This window comes from Clostridium sp. UBA4548 (assembly GCF_002387895.1).
In the GTDB taxonomy this organism is placed as follows: domain Bacteria; phylum Bacillota; class Clostridia; order Clostridiales; family Clostridiaceae; genus Clostridium_J.
The window spans coordinates 20,689-40,706 of record NZ_DGLI01000051.1 but is presented as its reverse complement, the minus strand read 5'-3'; the positions used below and the strand labels follow the sequence as shown (position 1 = coordinate 40,706).

The window sequence follows — 20,018 nt, the reverse complement described above, 5'->3', positions numbered from 1 at the left end:
AGCTTAAAAACAGGATATACTACTTAAGCCTTGCTATCACATCATTTTTCAATACACAAAAGTTTAGTAAAATAAAGAAAGGCTTAAAGATATTTCTTTAAGCCTTAAGAATACTTTCTATTAAATTCATTGCTTATAGTTCCTTAGAATTTGTGTTATTAATAAAATAAACCATATTATCAGTCCATTCATCATCTTCGAAAATAAATCCTTGCCTTATACACTCAAACTTCATTCCTGCTGCTTCTGCTGTCTTCTGAGAAGCTATGTTATCTAAGTTTACATGAGCCTCTAATCGATGGAAGCCAAGTTCTTTAAAAGCTATATCATTCATAACCTTTACCATTTCACTTCCGTACCCCTTCCCCCAATGCTGATTAAGTAGCCAATACCCAACTTCTGCCCATTGAAAACCACCTCGTTTAATGGTTTTTACGATAACTCCACCCACATAACTACCATCTTCCTTTTTGAAAACCCTAAACTCATAGCACCTATCATTTTTTGCATATTGTTCTAACTTATCTGCAGTTTCTTTACAAAAATCTTCTGTGAAAATATCCGTTAGCTCTGTTTCCTCTTCGTGTCTGTTTTGTCTTGGTGCTTGGTCTTTTAAGCCCTTGAGAATAGTTTCAAAATCAGTGTCCCTCATTGGCCTTACCACAAGTCTTTCAGATTCTCTTCTAATACTCATAAAATTCATTTCTTTACCCCCATAACTTTTTCCCCACTTCAAATTTTACTTTGTAACTTCTCCGTAAATCATATCCACTACTTCATTCAAACTTAATTCTTTATGTATACATACCTCAGTAATGATGCCTAATAAATCTTTTTCCTTCCACCAGTCCCTCATTTCCTTTTCTCCAAATTCATGAGCATTAGGTTTTTCTTTGTGACGATTTAAGGTTTCTTCAAAGGGTATATCAAAATAATATGCAAAGATTCCATTTCCAAATTCCTCATGCAAATTTTCAAATAGTTTACTATACCAACTTGAATTTAAAATACCCTCTAAAATTATAATCTTGGAGTGGTTCTTCCCATACTTTACAAGCTCCTTTAATAGTTCAACTGCTTCTGTATCTGGACCATCTTTCACATATAGCATTTCTCTTCTAATAATGTCTTGTGAAATTAGCATTGTGCCATGGCCTAATTTTCTTTGTAAGGCCTTACCCGTTGTAGTTTTACCACTACCTGAATTACCTCTTAGTATTATTAGCTTTGATGCTTTATCCATTTATTTATATCTCCCCCATGATTAAGACCTTTCCCCTTTAGTCCAAATCTGCAATAATGTCTTTAAGTGCTCTTTTTATGTCTTTTGTATATACTCCCCCGTGATAACATATAATTCTATCTATTTCATAATTTAAGAGTTTTTCAACTGACCTCAAGGCTTCTTTAATATTCAGGGTATATTTAGGCAATGCAATTGCTAGTTCATCCTTTTCTAGAACTAATGCATCACCTACAATCATAGATTTACTCTGTTTATGATAAAGAGATATATGTCCTGGCATATGGCCTGGAGTGGCTACAACTTCAATCCCTCCAGCAATATCTAAAAAGTCACCATGGTTTAAAGCCACATCTACTTTACAATTTTCTACTGCTTCAAGAGTTTTATGAAAAATCTCTGCTTGTGGTTTTTCTTCATCGGGTAATGATTCATATAAAGCTTCAGCCTGCTGTAGTCTTAAAGACTTTTTCTTTCCTTCAATGTATGGAACTTCTTCTTTTGCTGCCATTACTTTTATATGAGGATACTTTCTCTTAAATTCTCCTAATGCCCCCATATGATCAAAATCATGATGCGTTATAATTATCTTTGTTAGACTGTTTATATCTATATTATTTTTAGCTGCACATTCTTCAATTAATACTAAAAAATTAGGATATCCACAATCAATTAAAACCATTTCCTTGTTATCAGTTAACAACACAGGATATATGGTCTCCTTATTTCCATTAAATTCAAAGTTCAACTCTAATACATGTAACTTATTCATATCGGTGCCTCCATTATTTGTAATCTCCTATTCCTAGATAAATTATATCACTAAATATCTATAGTTATATAATCATAAATCATTCTGTGTTATTTATGATAGGGGGCACATCAACAAGTATAACATAGACTTTTCATCTTTATAATGAGCATCTAAGGGATATATTTTTTTCAATAAATAACTCGTTATTTTAAGTACAGATTAGCGTTTATACCATTTAGCTTGAGATTCTAATAAATTATAATACTTTCCTTTTAAATTAATTAACTCTTGATTTGTACCTTCTTCCACTATTTTGCCGTCCTCCATTACAATGATTTTATCGGCAATTTGGGTTGATCCCAATCTATGAGTAACAAAGACACACGTCCTATCATCACTTAATTTCTTAAAAGTACAAAACACGTTAGCTTCTTCAATAGGGTCAATAGCAGCAGTGGGTTCATCCAAAACAATTAAATTATGTGGCCGATATAAGCCACGTGCAATTGCTAGCCGTTGCCATTCACCTCCTGAAAGCTCTTGTCCACCAAAATCTCTAGATAAAATAGTTTCATTGTTGATTTTTAAATCTTCAAAGCTTAGATTAATCTGTGAAGAAACATTTCCAATTGAGTCTTGCGACGAAAAATTACTAATTTTTATGTTATCTTCTGCTGATAATTTATACTTTATAAAATTTTGAAATACTGCACTAATATTTGTGAATTTAGAGGACTTAGAGTATTTTTCTATATTTTTCCCATCATACTGCACTGTTCCTTGGGATGGTTTATACAAACCCATGATTATTTTTGTTAATGTACTTTTACCAGAACCATTTTCCCCAACGATTGCTAAGGATGTACCAGCTTTTATCCTTAGGTTTATATTTGATAAAGCGTTCTTCTTTGTATTTGGATATATAAAAGACACATCTTTTAATACAATATCTCCAGTTTTAGAGAGTTCTTCTCCAATTTCAATTTCTTTTTCTTCATTTATAAATCTAACAAGGAAAGATGTAGTTGAAATTCCTGCCAAAGCTTCACCAATGTTTGCAATAAGGTTCCTTAACATAGTGGTAATTTTATCTATGGAATAATAAACAGCTGCAAATTGACTTACTGAGATAGAACCATTATATAAGTAGTATACTAATAGAGCTAGTATGCTAAGGTATCCTAAGGTATTTATAATTCGCATAACTATAGCAATTTTTAGAAGCTTGTTTTTAACATCAACAAATTCTTTACTAAACTTTTTGTTAGAATTCACAAACAGGCTATAAAAATAGTTAAATGATCCGTTAACTAAGGTTTCTTTGAAATATTCTTTAGAAACAATACAACTTTCAAAGTACTCAGTCTTTCTTCTTCTATTGGCTATTTTATCTTCAAAATCATAATTAAAACCCATTCTAATTAATTCAGAAGCTAGTACTGGAACAAATATTAGCACTATTGCAAATACCAACATAGGTTTTATAGAAATCAGATATAATGATGTTATTAATATAAAAGGTAAATATAAAAATAATATTTGTACAATAATACGAATTCCATTTGGTGCTTCTTGATTTCCTAAGCTTGCCTTCTTAATGTCATCAAACTTTTTTACATCTTCATAATCAATTAAATCCATTTCATTTATGCGATGATGAAACAGTGATTGCATGTATCCATTACCTCGTCTCCAAAAATAGCCTTGTGCTAAAAATTCTAACCATTCAACAACTGGATTTAGAATTAAGATAACTAATATAGCTAATATAGGTGTTATCATAATATCATAGGTCCACCCATTGGCAACCTTTAATATATTATCAAATAGTAATTGTAATACTACTATCTCTGAATACCGTAAGACACTAAATAGTAGTGAAGCAACTATAAGCACCGAAAAGGTAAGTGGACTTGCGAGCCATGTATATTTAATTAATTTTAAAAAAACCTTGATATTAGACATTCCTTTTCCTTTATTCATAATACATCTCTCTTTGCTTGTTAAATAATTTTGCATATATATTATCTTTTCTCATCAATTCTTCATGAGAACCTTGCTCAGCTATGGTGCCACAATCAAGTACTATTATTTCATCTGATATTTTTGTTGAGCCTAACCTATGACTAATCATCAATAAAGTTTTATCCTTAGCTATTTTTGAAAAATTACTATAAATTTTGCTCTCAGCAGTTGGACTCAAACTTGATGTTGGTTCATCTAAAATAATAAATGGATTATCTTTATAAAGAGCTCGAGCTATAGCGATTCTTTGCCACTGTCCCCCTGAGATATCTATTCCATTACCATAGATTTTTCCTAAGTAGCTATTTTCCCCACTTGGCAAATCATTAATCAAGTCACTCAGCTCAAGGCTTTTTATTACAGAATTAATGTCCGCTTCATGATCTCCAAAGGCAATATTATCTTTTAGAGAAACATAGTATTTGGCATAGTCTTGAGAAACAATGGAAAACATACTTTGCAGTTCATTGAAGTTGTAAAGTTTTATATTCTTACCATTGACTAAAACCTCGCCTTCAAAATCTCTATATAAACCTACTAATATTTTAATCAAAGTTGTTTTTCCTGCCCCATTTAAGCCCACTAAAGAGTATGATTTACCTTTTTCTATGTATAAATTTAACCCTTTGATTATGTAATCTTTTGAGTCTTTATATTTGAAATACAAATTTTTAATGTGCAAACTTTCAAATTTCAACTTTTCATATTTATGATTAAATACTTCTTTATTTTCTTCCAATGCTATAAACTTCTTAAAGTCCTTAACATATTCCTTATGTGAAGAAAACTCAAAGAAAAGTTCTGATACTTGAACAGAAATGACTTTTGTTAAATTTATCATATTACCTAGTATTGATGTAAATAAACCAACACTTAATAGTTTATTGGATACTTGTCGAGATAAGGACACAACTATTAAAATGATAAATATATTCATCACTATATTGCATAGTTTGATTCTTAAAGTTTCGCTTGCTAGCTTCTTTGTATTAAAGTTTGATCTATAAAGATGGGCAGCTTTATATCTTTTATTTAGTACCTCCGAATAATTGAATAGGGTTCTTTCAGCACTAGCTTCTCTATTTGACAATACATCAGATATATAATTCATCTGTCTTGTTATAAAACCTACTTTTTTCTCTGACTCATAAATCGCTTTCCCCCCCTTAAAAGTCAGGAAAATTATTGGAATTATAATAAAAATAAAAATTGTGTCTATCCACCAATTATATTTATACAATACATATAAAATAGCGATTACTTGTATAGCTATAGAAATAATCAAATTACTTGATTTGAGAATTTCAGTGAATCTCTTCTCTATGTTATTAGTAACTCTTAATACTAAATCCTGTGTTTCAGTTAATTCGAATAATAAATAATCTATACAAAATTGCTTTTTTATAATTTCTGGTTTTAATTTATTTCTCAATGCATCTTCGAATAATTGATAAAAGTAAATTTTTAGTTCTTCACTAAACTGCATATAGAAATAGCCCATCCCCATAAACATAGTATTTTTTAGCATTATATAAGTTTGAGGATCCTTCGATGCTAATGTTATTGCAGAATCAATAAAATCCCCAACAATCACCATCATTATAGGCACTAGTAACCCATCCATCACCGTTAATGCAGAGCATATTATAAAAAGCATGGGTGAATATGTGGCACATAATTTAACAACACTAAAAATGGATATTCTTTTATAATTACCATCTATAAGACCTCTGTTTTCAATCAAATCTATCCCACTCCCCAAAACATATTAACCCTCATAATTTTAATGAATTATGCATTCTAGGCATCTGAAAATAAATAACAAGTCAAAGATGTGATGGATATTTTGAGCTCACAAGCAAGCTTGTGTTCACATGCAAGCTTGCGCCGACAATGAAACAGGTTCCGCAGATAGTAGAGCTATCTAAGGGTTCTGTTGACGCTGTATAACACAAAATAGCCGAGCATACTGACTTATTTATTTTTTGAAGATGCCTATATAATTTTAATGTTTCTCCATATGAAAATAAAAGGTAATAATCGTTTCTATATCATTCTTAACACAAAAGCTACCACCCATTGTAAGAGTGGTAGCTTGTACCTATTTGTTATTTTTATATGTAATTTTTTAATACTACTCTCTGAAAGGAAAAATTCCTCAGCTAGATTACTAACAGTATATCCTTTTATATACTTGCTAATATAATCTATTCCTTGATAAATTATATGGATAAATATCTAAAGTTATATAATAATAAATCATTCTGTGTTATTTATGATATGGAGCACCTTAACGGTACCAAGTGCGGTTTTTTTGCCCGTAAAAAAAAATAGAATATTTGCATATCCTACCTTTTATAACAGACAAATGTATAGAGTATTGCTTGCATTAATGAGAAAACAACTTATTAACTATGATTTTTTTCTAATTGTGAATTAAGGTACTATGATTACAGCAAAGACCGCAACTACAACGTGTATCACCAAATTTCAAGTCGTAAACTTCTGAAAGCTCTACATTAACTTTAATAACCTTTTCTGAAAAATCTGATCTTTCTTTTGGTACTTCTAAAAGATTATCTGCCTTAGTTTGTGTATTTATAATTGCACCAATTGGAACATATCTATTTGCAGCTATCCTAATTCCCCCTGTTACTATTGCTCCAGTATCGATATAGCAATTGTCCTCTACTATAGCGTTAAATACAATTGAATTAAATCCAACAAATGTATTATTTCCTACAATAGCTGGTCCATGAATCAATGCTCCGTGAGCTATACTCACTTTATTACCAATATATATCGAATACCCTATACCATTTACAGAGTATTTAGCATCTCTTAGCCCATGAAATATTACCCCATCTTGTATATTAGAATTATTGCCTATATAAAATGGAGTTCCCTCATCTGCTCTTAGCACTACATTAGCACCGACAAATACATTCTTTTTTATTACTACATCACCTATTACACTTGAAAATGGCCCTATAAATGCACTTTCACTTATTTCAGGATATACACTTATAGGATTAAATGAAGTAACTGGGTTTTCTGCAATAAAGTAAGTGTACAAATTAGTTGGCCCTATTGGCCTATAATCTTTTTTTATACTATTATTCATTATATATTTCTCCTTAAATTAATATTACATTATATTCAGGTTAATATTAATTTGCTAATCATTCTATAAATATAAAAATCCACTACACCACTTTATTTTAGTTATAGTGGATTTTACGATAAAACTTGCGACTTTTTAACTTGCATTATTTTAAAGAGTTTATATAATAAATAGACATATATTACACGTAAACTACTCTTATTCCATCCTAATTCTTTTAATCTTTTCCAATTCAAACTTAGGAAGGTGCTAAGAAATATGGTTCAGATAGTAATGTGCATGAGCAGGTGAGTATATAATCATAAATCATTCTGTATTGTTCATGATATGGAATACTCTAACTACTGTATCGGTAATTTTTGGGATATTCATTCATGAAAAACAAGTTAATCTTAACTCTTATACAGTGAGAAATCCTACGCCTGGGATTAATTAACCACTAACTCTCAGGCTTATTCCTGGATTTTTGGATATATCATCAGCAATAATTGCTACTCCATCTACTTTTGTACCCGGTTTCACCTTAGGTTCTATAGATGGATTAGATGGATATGTTGTACCATCATATTTGACCAGTGCATAGAAGTTTTCTATACCTCCACCTGCTACATACATAATTATATCTCTGTATCCCTTTGTTTTAGTGTTACTTATAATCACTGGATTTCTCACAAGCGAAAATCTTGACAGCACTTTATATTCACCATTTTCCTGTTTGAAAATTACCCCACTGCATCCACCAGTACCACAGACATAGGGGCCAACTAGATATACGAATACTTCTGGAATCCCATCTCCATTAAGATCTATTTTATTATAATAATATCTTATATTTTTCACTTCTTCATTTAAATCAAATTCCTTTTTTATAGCTTCTTCAAGGTTTAAATCTCTCTTAGTCTCAGAGTTAATAGATTTTACTGATGAAAAATCTATCCCTAACTGATTGGGATAAACTCTATTCTCTAGTATTTGATTTTTTAAACTAATCAACTCTTCTTTTGATGGATAGGGATATTCATAGGCTAAAGCCCTCTCAATGGACTTCAATGCTTCCTTAGTGTTACCTGTTTTGATTTGGGCATCTGCCAGGTAATACCAATAAGTAGTTGAATCCTTTTTTTCCAACAGCTTCTTATAGTAATTAACTACTTTCTTATAATATTGTGGATATAAATCTTGTGCCAATATAAACTTACCATTCAGCCACCTATATATATCTATCTTATAAGCATCTCCAGTATCATGACTCCAGAGGGCTAGTTCATACAGTCCATCACTGCCTTCAGTGCCTTTTATATCTTCTACTTCTATCCTACTAAAATATTTGTTTCCATTAATTAAATCCTTTAAACCTTTATTTGTCCATTCATAAACACTAAGATCTGACCATATTGTTCCAACCTGCCACCCCACTATTAAGTTATTTTCTTTCCTACTAATTATTGGAGCCACTCCAAAATATGTTATATTATAGCCCTTGCCTTTTCTTGTATCTGCCACATACCAATCATTATAAGAGCATTTTAATACAATAATATAAATTTCACCTTGCCAATAATATGCACCAACTAATTCTATTTCACCGTCTCCATCCAAATCTGCCATACCTACTGCTGGACTTTTATAAGGCTTATTCAGTAAGACAATTTCAGCCATAGGTGGTAAGTATCTTTCAATTTCATCCTGAATGTATTTACTATTCCACATATTATAACATCCCTTTAACTTTATACTATTGCCAATATATGCAGGCATCCTTCATATGTGTGAATACAATTCATATGCAAGAAATTTCCTTAAAAATATAAGTCCAAGGAAACATAAGAAACTCTCTCTATAAACACTCCACATACCACCTGGCCCTATGCAAAAACATATCTCTAATAACCATCATCATTTGTGGTAGGATTCACCATATTTATAGTTTGCATTCCTTGCATTGCTCCAAACTTATTGTAGCTCTATTCTTGCGATTTTCTGATCCATGGGTATATCCCACAACTTTAAAATGCTGGGCAAGGCGATTAGCTAAATTATCATAGCCTTCATACCTTGCTCTAAGGCAGGTTGAAAGATGTACTACTTCAACATCACTATTGATTAATTTTTCAATTTTACGTTCTAAGTCTCCCCCTACATGGGTAAATGCTACTAGTTCTACCTCATTATCATAACCTTTAAAGGAATCAATTCTTTTATTAAAGGCGTTAAAACATCCTTTTCCAGTACATCTATCCATGGTATCTTCGTTTACTAAAATTGCAACTTTCATATCTTTCTTCCCTTCGTGATAAAATTAAATTTATAAACTTTTACATTATTATATAAGCCAACAATACTTGAAACATCCGTTAATTGTTTATTATACCTTTTAATTATCACTTAAGCCGTAACTTATATCACAAATCACCTATTAGTTTCGTTTGCTATTACAAAGGCTCCCCTCACCACAGGATCAGTAACATTCCTCTCAGCAATCTGAGCTGCATCCTTGGATTTCAAATCTCCGTCGGATGCTATAACCACATCCATAGCTGCTGAAACATCTACTTTGGTGATGTTATCTCTTAAGTCTAGAAGTGTAATGCTTCCTCTTGAACCTTCTGAACTCAGTTACTAGCCCCTTTTATTTTTTTGGTTTTACCAGGTGAGGATCCTCAATGTAAGTAACAAATTCTATTAGTGATGAATATATTAATACATGGTGATCCGGCATTTAATTAGTATGTAATTGAGAGGTGATTGGAATGATGAAGCTTGCTTTGATAGGCTGTGGAAGATGGGGAAAAAATTATCTAAAAACTGTAAATGCAATAGAGGACTGTGAATTGAAGTGGGCCTGCGACCTAGACTATGAAAAGCTAAATCAGGCAGCTGCTGTTTACCCTCAGACCAAGTTCACTAAAAATAAAACAGATATATTCAATGACAGTGAGGTACAAGGGGTTATTATAGCCACAACACCTGAAAGTCATTACATATTGGCCAAGGAAGCAATAAGCAAAGGCAAAGCTGTTCTCGTAGAAAAGCCCGTGACAATTAACAGGAAAGATAGTGATGATCTAATTGAATTGGCTGCTGCTGAAAATACCCTATTAATGGCGGGCCATACACTCATTTACCATCCTGCTGTGAAAAAGATAAAGGAGCTTCTGGAAGAAAAAGATATTACTGATGATTTATGTTACTTCAACATGTCCAGAACCAGTTCCATTTCTCAAGCTCCAAAAGTAGATGTTCTTCATGATCTGGCAATTCATGATATTTATCTTTCCCGCCACCTCATCGGGATGGACCCTATATGGGTAATTGCCCATGGTGAAAGATATACTCAGAGTCCTTACAACAATGTTATCAACATACTGATGGGTTTCCCCAATGGTAAAATAGCGTCTATATTTGCTAGCTTTATTCATAGAGAAAAAACCAGGAAAATGACACTGGTTGGTTCGAAAACAAAATTGGTATTTGACGATACGCAGACTGCCCATAGAAAAATCCAAATCCTCCATAAGGGTGAGCAAGAACATTTTTTGGCAGTGGAAGACAATTCGGAACCTCTGACACAGGAGTGTCTTCATTTTATGGAATGCATTAGAGCAAACAAGGAACCTATTAGTGGCAGAGAAAATATAGAATTTGTGGCAAAAATAATTGATTGCATTTTTGACTCTCTTGAAAAAGGAGGAGAAAAAATCATCATCAACTGATGAATACCATAAGAATTATAATCAAGAAAGTGTGGTGAAATTATGTTAATTGTAAAGAACTATTCAAAAGAACTTCAGGATGAGTGGGAGGAGTTTGTGGGTTCCTCAGTTAACGGCACTCTTATGCAGGAGAGAAAATTCCTTGGTTATCATCCTTCAAGCAGATTTTCAGATCATTCCCTAATATTTATGGAGGATAAGAGAATCATTGCTGTTCTTCCTGCTGCCGTAGTACAACAAGAGGATAAAAGAATCCTGATTTCCCATCCTGGCGCTTCCCATGGAGGACTCATAATAAAGTCCAGTCTAAGTACTAAAAAATCCTTGGAGCTCGTAAGTTCCCTTGTGGAATACAGCACCATGGCTGGTTTTGACTATATACGACTAAAGCCTGTTCCGAAGGTTTATCATAAGGAGCTTTCGGGCCAACTTGACTTTGCTTTAAGGTTTTCTGGGTTTAGGCTTGAGTATACAGAGCTAGCCACAGTACTTGAGCTAAAAAAAGGTGAGGAATCTTTAGTAAAGCGGGTAATGAGTGACTCAGCTTTTCGAAACTATCAGAAGGCATTGAAAAGTGGATTATCAGTGGTAGAAGATGCCGATATAAATGATTTTTGGCCTATTTTGGAATATAAACTTAAACATAATCATAATGCAAAGCCCGCACATACATTAGATGAAATCAAACATCTAAAAACCCTTTATCCAGACAGGATAAAACTCTTTGCAGCATATGAAGGAGTAACTCCTGCAGCGGGTGTTTTGGCATTTTTACTGAACGACAGAGTTATAAACTGTTTTTATATTGCCCACCACGATGGTTTTCAGCACCTTAGACCCTTAAACCTTATTTTTGGTCATATGATGGAATGGGGAATAAAAAATGGTTTTTCATATTTAGATTGGGGTATTTCCACTGAGGAAAAAGGAAGTAGAGTCAATACAGGGCTGTTCCGTTTCAAAGAAGGCTATGGAGGGCATGGTGTACTCAGGGAATGCTATTTGTATGAAGTAAACCATAACAAATAACTTAACAACATTTTGGAAGCTTCAAGTCTGCCATCTTCTAAGGTGTCTGCTTAGCAGACTTGCAGTTTGCTCAGCGGATATAAGTTGCTTTGATGTAACAAACTTCGTTTGTTCGGTAAAAATCTGCTTCCAAAGTGCTTCATTAAAATGAATCTTAACAAAATGAACTTGTTCATTATTGAAAGGAGTAAGGCAATGAAATTAGCAGGTCATCAACCGAATTATATTCCCTGGCCTGGGTATTTTGTTAAGATGGCGCAGTGTGATATTTTTTTTATTTTAGATACTGCTCAGTTTCAAACAGGCAGTTCACTAGATAATAGGAATCTTATCAAAACTTCCCAAGGGACTCAGCTGCTAACTGTACCGGTGAAACGCAAAGGCATGGGCTTGCAGCGGTTTAATGAAGTTACTGTGATACCAGGCTTTAAAAGCAATCATCTTATGGCACTCCAAGTAAACTATGCAAAGGCACCTTATTTCAAAGAAGTTTTCCCCATAATGGAGCAGGTATTGCAAGATACCGGATATCTTATAGATACTAACATAGGTTTTATCAAGCTGGTACATGAACTGCTTGAACTTAAAACAAAGCTTGTGTTTACATCAGATTTACCTCAATTTTCTGAGCTTCGAAAAAATGAACTAATAGCTGCAATTTGCCGACACTTTTCTGCTGACAGTTACCTGTCCGGTATTGGAGGAAAGGCATATATTAAGCCAGAGATTTTTGAAAAACAAGGTATTAAATTAGAGTATTTGGATTATGAACCTATAGCATATCCGCAACTTTGGGGCAATTTTATACCCAATTTGTCTATAGTTGATATGTTATTTAATTGTGGGCCAAAGGGCACACGCAAGCTTTTATTGAAAGAGGTGTAATTATGAAAAGAATACTGTTTTTTGCCCATAGTTCTAAATATACTCTTGGGCTGCCCCAGGGCTTTAGAGACCTGAACTGCCCTGTTTTTATCCTGAGGGATTTAAGTAGAAGATCTATAGAAGAGGCAGTTGACCACTTTAGGCCTGATATTATGATAACAATGGGATGGGCTTATCGCAGGTATAGCCGTGAGCATATAGACGAGCTTACGAAAAGAGCTTCTAAATATAAGGTAAAACATGTCTATTGGGCAACTGAAGATCCAAGATGGACGGAAAAGTGTTCCTTCAGGTGTATTGAAACCTATAAACCTAATGCAGTTATGACCATACATCCTGGTAGTGTAAATAAATACAGGGAGCTTGGGCTTCCTGCCGAGCATCTGGATTTTGGCTGCAATCCTCAGTTCAATAAGAATGAACGTCCAAGCAGTAAATATGATTATGATGTAGTTTTAATAGGCAATGGAGGAAGAGAGTGGAAGTCATATCGTAAGAATAGCGTTCAGATATTACTTAAGCCTTTGGTGGAAAAGGGCTATAACATTGCTATTTGGGGTAAGCGCTGGGACCATTTTAATGAGGAGTTAATGGGTTTTAAGATCCCAACTCATATGATTAAAGGTGAACTACCTTATGAGGAAACAAATAAAGTATATAATTCAGCTAGAATTATATTAGGTTTACAAAATGACCATGACATGTTAACCTCTCGGACTTTTGAAGTGCTGGGTTCCGGCGGTTTTTTGCTTACGGTACCAACACAATCTGTCACCAAGCTGTTTACAAATAATGTTCACCTATCCTGTGCCTCTTCCCCAGAAGATACAGTTAACCTGGTAAATTATTTTCTTAAAAATACCGCAGCACGGCAAGAGATAGCGCGCAATGGTCAGCGGGAGGTTTATTTAAAACATACTTATAAGGAACGGGCCAGACAAATTCTTGATTTTTGCAATTTAGTTGAAAGGAATTGAAATTGAAATGGATAATCAGAAAACTATTAAACAAAGAGTTTCTGTAATGGGTACCAGCATTGCTGGGGAAACTGATGCAAAGGTAACTTTTTATCCAGCCCCGCCAAGTACTGGTATAATATTTATCCGTAATGACCTGCCTGGTTGCCCTAAAGTAAAATGCTCATTTGAAAAAGCAAAGGTTGATTACAGATGGACTTCTCTTGTTGATGGAGATGTTCGCATTGAACACACAGAGCATGCCTTGGCAGCCATATCAGGATTAGGACTAGACAACGTATTTATTGAGCTGGAACAGGCCAGCCTGCCCGTAACAGAGGACTACAGTAGTAAAGAGTTCAAAAGAGCCCTGACAGGAGCTGGGATAGTAAAGCAAAATGCCCAGAAGGAAACCATAAAAATACTTAAGCCCATTATTGTATATAAGCGTGAAAGTTTAGGGGATATGGAATATGAAAAGTTTCTTATAGCTCTTCCCTACCATGGATTTAAACTAACCTATGTCCTTGACTATCCCAATGTGCCTGAGTTTTCTCAAGTAGCTGAAATGGACATAACTCCTGAAACCTTTGCTAAAGAGCTGTCAGATGCTCGTTCTTATATAATTGAGTCAGAGGTTGAAGAGGTTGTAAACCTAACTGGGAAAGTCAGCTCAAATGTATTGGTAGTGAAATCTGGGGCTGAGTACATGTCCTGGCAATGTCCCAATGAACCTGCTCGGCATAAAGTCCTTGACCTTATCGGAGATCTTAGTCTACTTGGGAAAAGGTTACAGGGACATGTGATAGGTTTCAGATCCGGTCACCGGTTAAATCTAGAACTATGCAAAAAAATTTATGAGGAGTGTAATGATGATCGCTTTAGCTAAACCTTTACTTGGTATAGAGGAAAAAACACTTGTGAGTGAAGTTCTTTCAAGTGGAAAGCTAGCCCATGGAGAATATGTAGAAAGGTTTGAACGAGACTTTGCCCTATTCCAGGGCAGCGAGCATTGCGTCGCCACCTCTTCAGGCACCACAGCCCTTCATGTGGCACTGCTGTCTTTAGATATTAAACCAGGGGACAAAGTTATAACCACACCTTTCTCATTTATTGCAACTTCAAATGCCATACTTTATGCGCAAGCTATTCCTGTGTTTTGTGACATTAATCTGCAGGATTACAACATTTCGCCTGAAGCGCTGGAAGATACCATAAAAAAACATCCTGATGCAAAAGCAATCCTAATAGTTCATCTTTACGGCTATCCTGCGCCTATGGCTGAGATAATGGCAATAGCCAATGAATACAAGGTGCCTGTGATAGAGGATTGTGCACAAGCTCACGGTGCATCCATCAATGGCAAGAAAGTAGGAACCTTTGGCCACTGTGGGGTTTTTAGCTTTTATCCTACAAAAAACATGACCTGTGGAGAAGGTGGCATGGTTGTAACCTGTGACAAAGATCTGGCTCATAAGGCCAGGAGTTTCATAAACCATGGACAGATAGCCAAATATAGGCATGATGTACTTGGCTACAATTACAGGATGACCAATATCCATGCAGCAATCGGCATAGAACAGCTACGAAAGCTGCCTTACTTCAATGAAAGACGCAAAGCTATTGCAGAGAGATATTCAAGGGAGATAACTAACCCCGCTTTTATTAAGCCTGTATGCTTACCGGGTTTTGACCATGTATATCACCAATATACCCTTGGGGTCAACAATCGCAGAAGCTTCATAGAATTCCTGGAAACACAGGGTATTGGCTATGGTATCCATTATCCCACAGCTATCCCCGACCAGCCTCTGTATCAGCAGGGAGAAATCCTTGGTTCTTTCACAAATGCCCGAATAGCTGCAGAAATGGTAGTTTCGATACCTGTTCACCCAGGATTAACAGAACAGGAGGTTGATTACATTGTCAGCAGTTTGCAAAAATATGAATGAAATTAATGGTACTCTCAGTGTATTGGTTACAGGTGCAGGTTCCGTATACGGGCATGGTATTATTAGGTCACTGAAAGAATCTGTGCTTCCTGTTGAAACAATAGCAATTGACTCTAACCCATATTCTCTAGGTTTATTCTTTGCCCACAAAAGCTTTATCGCTCCAAAGGTAGCAGATGAAGAAAGCTATTATATATTTATTAAAAATCTTTGTATCGATCATGAGATTAAAGCCATATTTATCGGCTCTACAGCGGAGCTTCCCTTTTATTCAAAAAATAGAGAATCTCTTGAAAAATCAACAGGAGCAAAGGTGTTTGTAAATTCTCCTGCAGTGATAGAGCTTTGTACCGATAAGTGGCTCACCATGTGCCATTTATCACACCACCGTTTTCAAACTCCTGCAACTATCAGGTATCCTGAAGATGCTGGTACACTCTCCTCTTTTATTGAAAGTACTGGGTTTCCCTTGATAGTGAAGCCCCGTTTTGGACGTGGCTCAGTAGGTGTTGTTCTAGTTAAGGATAAGGAGCAGCTCCTTGAAAATATAAAGGGTAAGAAAAGCCTAATTATACAAGAATATCTTACAGATGAGGATCAGGAGTTTACCGTAGGAATTTGCATAAATCAAAAGGGAGAGGTGATTTCCAAAATCGCTTTAAGGCGGTATTTGCTTGAGGGTGTTTCTATTGCTGCAGTTTCTGATGATTATCACCCCATTGCTGATTATTGTGCCATGGTTGCAAGTACACTGGGAGCCTATGGGGCTATAAATATTCAATTACGCCTTAAAGATGGCAATCCAGTAATTTTCGAAATAAATCCCAGATTCAGCAGTTCTACAGCCATGAGGTTACTATTTGGAATAAATGAGCCTGAAGTCTTAATACGTTCAGAAGTGCTTTGCCAAGAGGTAACACCCGGCATCCCAACAACTGGCATTGTACTCAGGCAATACATTGATTATTACTTGCCACTAGATAAGCTTAACTCGGTTTCTAAAGGCAATTAAGAAGAAAATTATTCTCTCCTTTTCCTTCAAATACTTATTTTATAACTTAATGATATCACTATAATAATCTTTTAACTTATCAGACAATCCTTATATGTCACCATTAATAGTAAAACCATTAGCTTTAATATTAATGCTAATGGTTTTACATTATTAAAAGTTGACAACATATATCTTTCAAAATATACACTATCTAACTGTCTTTGAAGTTCTCTTTCTAATAATTTTTTCTTTTGACCCCTTAAGTATTTTTATAAGTATTGCTCTGATAGATTCAAAAATAATTTCATCTGCTCACTGCAGAATGCTTTTAATATCTTCTTCATTGGGATTCATCATTATGTTTCCTCTCTGACATGGGACTACCTTTAGTAGAATCACATTTCATGATTTAACAATGGGTAATCTAATCTTCGATAAAGGCATTTAATCTTTTTTCAATTTCTATTAAAGCATCAGTTATTTCTGTTTTATCTTTCTCATGTATTAATCTAAAATACAGGGAACGAATAAGGTTTCTAATATTATTATACTTTCTATAGGGTATAGGAGAAAATTTCTTTGTAGAGGAACATGAACTTATTTCCTTATCCCAATTTTCAAAATTTGGTGAGCAAGCACATAATCCTTCTAACCAGTTTTTAAAATATTCATAAGGTATTAACCCTCTACTAAGTATTTTAGTAATTGTTGTAGCAATACGTTCATCCTCTAATCTAGTAAATGTATATCTCCCATTTAAGATAACCTTTTTTATTACTGTTAAAATTTCTTTATGAACTAATTCATCTGTTTCTATACATAAAGCCAATTCTCCCAGTGCATCTGCACCATGAGCAGCAGTATGAATCCATCCATTTTTGTGATCATATCCCCGAAAATCTTTCTCCAATGAATAATACTCTATTAATTTATCTTTAATAAGAACAAATTCATCCTGTTTAAAAATACTCTTTTGTAAATGTCTAAACAAAATACATGCTGCAAGTAGTACAGAAATACTTCTTGTATAAACAGAATCATCATTCTCTTTTCCAATTCCATATAACAAGTTTTCTTCTCTAATTACAGTGTAAAATATTTTTTTAATATCTTCTTCTGTGATATAGTCATCTATGATCCAATTACACAACATGCTGGTAATTAATCTTTCACGAAGTTCAAAATTGGTATCTCCAATGTATTTAAGCATTAAGTCAACATAATCTTGTATGTTTTCATCTGGATTTATACGATCCTTATTTTCTCTAATCCTTCTTAAATCAAGTATTAATTTTTCTTTTATATCATTCATAATTTGCTTACCTTTCTAAGAGTTAGTTTGGAATATTTTATAACTCTACAACGCAATTATCATGTCAACATTTAAATATATTATCAATATATACCATTGAAAATATATTTTTTATATTTTTTATAAATTTAACTTTCCCATTACGACAAGCTCCCCCATATACTTTATCTATCACCCTGTTGGTATTGCTTTATATATTATGCGATTTTTATCTATTTTGGAATCTCTAACCACTTTGACACCAGTATGAGATTTAAAGCTATTCGAATTTCCACTGATCTTTACAAAGTTTGTAATAGTAATAATCGTGTCCCTCAATCTTTGTGGTTCCCAACAAGTTAAACCCACTTTTCTCTAATACCTTGTTTGAAGGTGTATTATAAGTTAATGCTGTAGCATTTAACACATCAATATTTGTGTTCTCAAATAAATATTTTATTAGCCCTTTCGCTGCTTGAGTGGCATATCCATTGCCTGTGTAATCTTTGGATATTGCATATCCTATTTCTCTATTTGGCGGAGGTAGTTCCTCTTTTAGCCCAGAAGTTATCCAGCCAATAAACTCATTTGTTTCCTTTAACACTATTCCTAATCGAAGAATATATTCATTGGAATTTGGTAAATTAGGAAATACTTCAAAACATCTTTGGTTTTCTTTAATTACATACTCACTTACCCAATTTCTTATGCCTTCCTTTGGCCATATCCAATCTGGCAAGAATTCAATGATTTCAGGCTGTAAAGTAATATTATATATTGCATGAAAATCCTCTGTTTGAAATTCCCTTAATACTACATCTTTACATTCTATTGTAAAAACATTTTGTGAGTCTTGGTTATATAAATGTGTAGTTGTACTTTTAGACATTACACTTATCATTCCTTTCAATAAAAACTATTCCACCTGGTAGATTCTATGATCTATTCACTAATCACTAAATCAAGCTTCATAAATATCATAGCATGGAATTTTTTACTACAACAACCTAATACTTAATTTATAAATAAAAATGAGCCCCCTAAAAACTTAGGTAGCTCATTATATATCCTGGCATATTCTCTGTAAAATTCTCTTATTCCATTCCTAAATATTTTAATCTTCCCACTAATTCTGAAAACCAAATTTTAGCTTGTGGAATTTTATTCTCAATATCTTTAAGTGATGATACTTGTGCAAAAAATTGGAGTTTTTCCACTTCACTCTTAGGAAGATGCTGAGAAATATGAATTAGATAGTAATGTGCATGAGCAGGTGTATATATCATTCGCAGCACATGGATTAATGGCTCTAATACATATTTATTGTAGTAAGCGTAAGCTTCAAGATACATCCCTCGATGAATATATTTTGTAACTCTGCAATGCTGGCTATAGCGGTACTTGCATTCCTCCAGGTCCTCTACATTCAACCGTCTATAGTCCTCTTCCTTATAATCTTTATACCTAATAACCTCCGATTTATCGAAAATCACTTTAGCTGCTTCAATTGTGTTACCTTTTATATATACATACTCCTCTTTATCCCTGCTATGTAGCTGCCAACAGAAATCAATCATAAGATATTCACTGCTGCCCTTAAGGTGGTAAATCCTCTGACGAAGCTTAGGATGACCATGATTCATTACATATTTATAATCTATTTCAGAAATTCTTGAAAGTATTTTTTCAACCTTATGAATTGCCTCCTGTTCATGTTCATCTTCAATATCAATGTAAATATCTATATCAGAATACTCATCTGCTTGTCCAATAGCATCTGCCCCCTCAAGCCACATGGCGTGAACATATTGTAGAGGTTCTAATTCTTCTTTAAGTCTTTTAATTATGATTTCACTATTAATCATACCCTTACCCCCAAAACTCTATTTAATGCATCTTTTAAAAATAAATAAGTCTGTATCCTGGTCCTTTTTGTGTTATATTACGTCCACAGAACCTATTAATAGTCCAACTATAAATAGCCCCTGCTTCCTTGCCGCACAAGCTTGCTTGTGAACTGAAAATATCCTTCATATCTTTCACTTGTTATTT

Annotated in this window: 20 protein-coding genes; 7 read left to right on the top strand and 13 right to left on the bottom strand. The window is 33.8% G+C overall.

Features of this window, described 5'->3' with window-relative positions; all coding sequences use genetic code 11:
• Window positions 1-133 precede the first annotated feature (133 nt).
• From B3040_RS19245 to B3040_RS19560, 9 genes are all read right to left on the bottom strand, one after another.
• Window positions 134-703, bottom strand: a complete 570-nt coding sequence (locus B3040_RS19245) for a GNAT family N-acetyltransferase (protein WP_291576843.1) — start codon at window positions 701-703, stop codon at window positions 134-136.
• Window positions 704-739: 36 nt separating this feature from the next.
• Window positions 740-1,243, bottom strand: coding sequence for a kinase (locus B3040_RS19240; protein ID WP_291576841.1), 504 nt, complete (start codon window positions 1,241-1,243; stop codon window positions 740-742).
• 37 nt (window positions 1,244-1,280) lie between these two features.
• Complete coding sequence (locus B3040_RS19235) at window positions 1,281-2,015, bottom strand: MBL fold metallo-hydrolase (RefSeq protein WP_291576839.1); 735 nt, start codon at window positions 2,013-2,015, stop codon at window positions 1,281-1,283.
• A 201-nt stretch (window positions 2,016-2,216) separates the two neighbouring features.
• Entirely contained in the window at window positions 2,217-3,980 is a 1,764-nt protein-coding gene (locus tag B3040_RS19230) for an ATP-binding cassette domain-containing protein (protein WP_291576837.1), read from the bottom strand.
• Window positions 3,973-5,766 carry an ABC transporter ATP-binding protein gene (locus B3040_RS19225; RefSeq protein ID WP_291576835.1) on the bottom strand — a complete coding sequence of 598 codons (1,794 nt, stop codon included), beginning with the start codon at window positions 5,764-5,766 and terminating at the stop codon, window positions 3,973-3,975. The genes B3040_RS19230 and B3040_RS19225 overlap by 8 nt, the downstream gene beginning before the upstream one ends.
• Window positions 5,767-6,447: 681 nt before the next feature.
• Window positions 6,448-7,146, bottom strand: a complete 699-nt coding sequence (locus B3040_RS19220) for a carbonate dehydratase (protein ID WP_291576833.1) — start codon at window positions 7,144-7,146, stop codon at window positions 6,448-6,450.
• Window positions 7,147-7,578: 432 nt separating this feature from the next.
• Window positions 7,579-8,856: a tetratricopeptide repeat protein gene (locus tag B3040_RS19215; protein ID WP_291576831.1), complete on the bottom strand. Its 1,278-nt coding sequence runs from the start codon at window positions 8,854-8,856 to the stop codon at window positions 7,579-7,581.
• A gap of 211 nt (window positions 8,857-9,067) precedes the next feature.
• The gene (locus B3040_RS19210; RefSeq protein WP_291576829.1) at window positions 9,068-9,421 is read right to left on the bottom strand and encodes a CGGC domain-containing protein; all 354 of its coding nucleotides are present in this window, start codon (window positions 9,419-9,421) and stop codon (window positions 9,068-9,070) included.
• Window positions 9,422-9,555: 134 nt separating this feature from the next.
• Window positions 9,556-9,762: a DUF2922 domain-containing protein gene (locus B3040_RS19560; RefSeq protein WP_414632552.1), complete on the bottom strand. Its 207-nt coding sequence runs from the start codon at window positions 9,760-9,762 to the stop codon at window positions 9,556-9,558.
• 134 nt (window positions 9,763-9,896) lie between these two features.
• On the opposite strand from B3040_RS19560, the gene B3040_RS19205 reads away from it, so the two are divergent.
• The 7 genes from B3040_RS19205 (at window position 9,897) to B3040_RS19175 (ending at window position 16,693) form a co-directional block, all read left to right on the top strand.
• A complete protein-coding gene (locus B3040_RS19205; protein ID WP_291576826.1) occupies window positions 9,897-10,859 on the top strand; it encodes a Gfo/Idh/MocA family protein in 963 nt (320 codons plus the stop codon).
• 42 nt (window positions 10,860-10,901) lie between these two features.
• Window positions 10,902-11,888 carry a GNAT family N-acetyltransferase gene (locus tag B3040_RS19200; protein ID WP_291576824.1) on the top strand — a complete coding sequence of 329 codons (987 nt, stop codon included), beginning with the start codon at window positions 10,902-10,904 and terminating at the stop codon, window positions 11,886-11,888.
• Window positions 11,889-12,083: 195 nt separating this feature from the next.
• Window positions 12,084-12,773, top strand: a complete 690-nt coding sequence (locus B3040_RS19195) for a WbqC family protein (RefSeq protein ID WP_291576822.1) — start codon at window positions 12,084-12,086, stop codon at window positions 12,771-12,773.
• A 2-nt stretch (window positions 12,774-12,775) separates the two neighbouring features.
• Window positions 12,776-13,750 (top strand): CgeB family protein, encoded by a 975-nt coding sequence (locus B3040_RS19190; protein ID WP_291576820.1) that lies wholly within the window; start codon window positions 12,776-12,778, stop codon window positions 13,748-13,750.
• Between the two features lie 7 nt (window positions 13,751-13,757).
• Complete coding sequence (locus B3040_RS19185; protein WP_291576818.1) at window positions 13,758-14,618, top strand: UDP-3-O-acyl-N-acetylglucosamine deacetylase; 861 nt, start codon at window positions 13,758-13,760, stop codon at window positions 14,616-14,618.
• The gene (locus tag B3040_RS19180) at window positions 14,599-15,681 is read left to right on the top strand and encodes a DegT/DnrJ/EryC1/StrS family aminotransferase (RefSeq protein WP_291576816.1); all 1,083 of its coding nucleotides are present in this window, start codon (window positions 14,599-14,601) and stop codon (window positions 15,679-15,681) included. Before B3040_RS19185 ends, B3040_RS19180 begins: the two co-directional genes overlap by 20 nt.
• Complete coding sequence (locus B3040_RS19175) at window positions 15,653-16,693, top strand: ATP-grasp domain-containing protein (RefSeq protein ID WP_291576813.1); 1,041 nt, start codon at window positions 15,653-15,655, stop codon at window positions 16,691-16,693. The genes B3040_RS19180 and B3040_RS19175 overlap by 29 nt, the downstream gene beginning before the upstream one ends.
• A 406-nt stretch (window positions 16,694-17,099) precedes the next feature.
• Here the strand turns inward: B3040_RS19175 and B3040_RS19170 are convergent, their stop codons facing one another.
• From B3040_RS19170 to B3040_RS19155, 4 genes are all read right to left on the bottom strand, one after another.
• A complete protein-coding gene (locus B3040_RS19170; protein ID WP_291576811.1) occupies window positions 17,100-17,987 on the bottom strand; it encodes a DUF2785 domain-containing protein in 888 nt (295 codons plus the stop codon).
• 259 nt (window positions 17,988-18,246) lie between these two features.
• Window positions 18,247-18,867: a GNAT family N-acetyltransferase gene (locus tag B3040_RS19165; RefSeq protein WP_291576809.1), complete on the bottom strand. Its 621-nt coding sequence runs from the start codon at window positions 18,865-18,867 to the stop codon at window positions 18,247-18,249.
• Between the two features lie 193 nt (window positions 18,868-19,060).
• Complete coding sequence (locus B3040_RS19160) at window positions 19,061-19,831, bottom strand: nucleotidyltransferase domain-containing protein (RefSeq protein WP_291576806.1); 771 nt, start codon at window positions 19,829-19,831, stop codon at window positions 19,061-19,063.
• 34 nt (window positions 19,832-19,865) lie between these two features.
• Window positions 19,866-20,009: a hypothetical protein gene (locus B3040_RS19155; RefSeq protein ID WP_291576804.1), complete on the bottom strand. Its 144-nt coding sequence runs from the start codon at window positions 20,007-20,009 to the stop codon at window positions 19,866-19,868.
• Between the last annotated feature and the right edge of the window lie 9 nt (window positions 20,010-20,018).

Bases quoted from the DNA above. Each gene is read 5' to 3' on its own strand.
- B3040_RS19245 (WP_291576843.1), bottom strand. From the start codon at position 703: ATGAATTTTATGAGTATTAGAAGAGAATCTGAAAGACTTGTGGTAAGG.
- B3040_RS19215 (WP_291576831.1), bottom strand. From the start codon at position 8,856: ATGTGGAATAGTAAATACATTCAGGATGAAATTGAAAGATACTTACCA.
- B3040_RS19195 (WP_291576822.1), top strand. From the start codon at position 12,084: ATGAAATTAGCAGGTCATCAACCGAATTATATTCCCTGGCCTGGGTAT.
- B3040_RS19235 (WP_291576839.1), bottom strand. From the start codon at position 2,015: ATGAATAAGTTACATGTATTAGAGTTGAACTTTGAATTTAATGGAAAT.
- B3040_RS19230 (WP_291576837.1), bottom strand. From the start codon at position 3,980: ATGAATAAAGGAAAAGGAATGTCTAATATCAAGGTTTTTTTAAAATTA.
- B3040_RS19165 (WP_291576809.1), bottom strand. From the start codon at position 18,867: ATGATAAGTGTAATGTCTAAAAGTACAACTACACATTTATATAACCAA.
- B3040_RS19240 (WP_291576841.1), bottom strand. From the start codon at position 1,243: ATGGATAAAGCATCAAAGCTAATAATACTAAGAGGTAATTCAGGTAGT.
- B3040_RS19185 (WP_291576818.1), top strand. From the start codon at position 13,758: ATGGATAATCAGAAAACTATTAAACAAAGAGTTTCTGTAATGGGTACC.
- B3040_RS19170 (WP_291576811.1), bottom strand. From the start codon at position 17,987: ATGAATGATATAAAAGAAAAATTAATACTTGATTTAAGAAGGATTAGA.
- B3040_RS19180 (WP_291576816.1), top strand. From the start codon at position 14,599: ATGATGATCGCTTTAGCTAAACCTTTACTTGGTATAGAGGAAAAAACA.
- B3040_RS19210 (WP_291576829.1), bottom strand. From the start codon at position 9,421: ATGAAAGTTGCAATTTTAGTAAACGAAGATACCATGGATAGATGTACT.
- B3040_RS19160 (WP_291576806.1), bottom strand. From the start codon at position 19,831: ATGATTAATAGTGAAATCATAATTAAAAGACTTAAAGAAGAATTAGAA.
- B3040_RS19190 (WP_291576820.1), top strand. From the start codon at position 12,776: ATGAAAAGAATACTGTTTTTTGCCCATAGTTCTAAATATACTCTTGGG.
- B3040_RS19200 (WP_291576824.1), top strand. From the start codon at position 10,902: ATGTTAATTGTAAAGAACTATTCAAAAGAACTTCAGGATGAGTGGGAG.
- B3040_RS19220 (WP_291576833.1), bottom strand. From the start codon at position 7,146: ATGAATAATAGTATAAAAAAAGATTATAGGCCAATAGGGCCAACTAAT.
- B3040_RS19205 (WP_291576826.1), top strand. From the start codon at position 9,897: ATGATGAAGCTTGCTTTGATAGGCTGTGGAAGATGGGGAAAAAATTAT.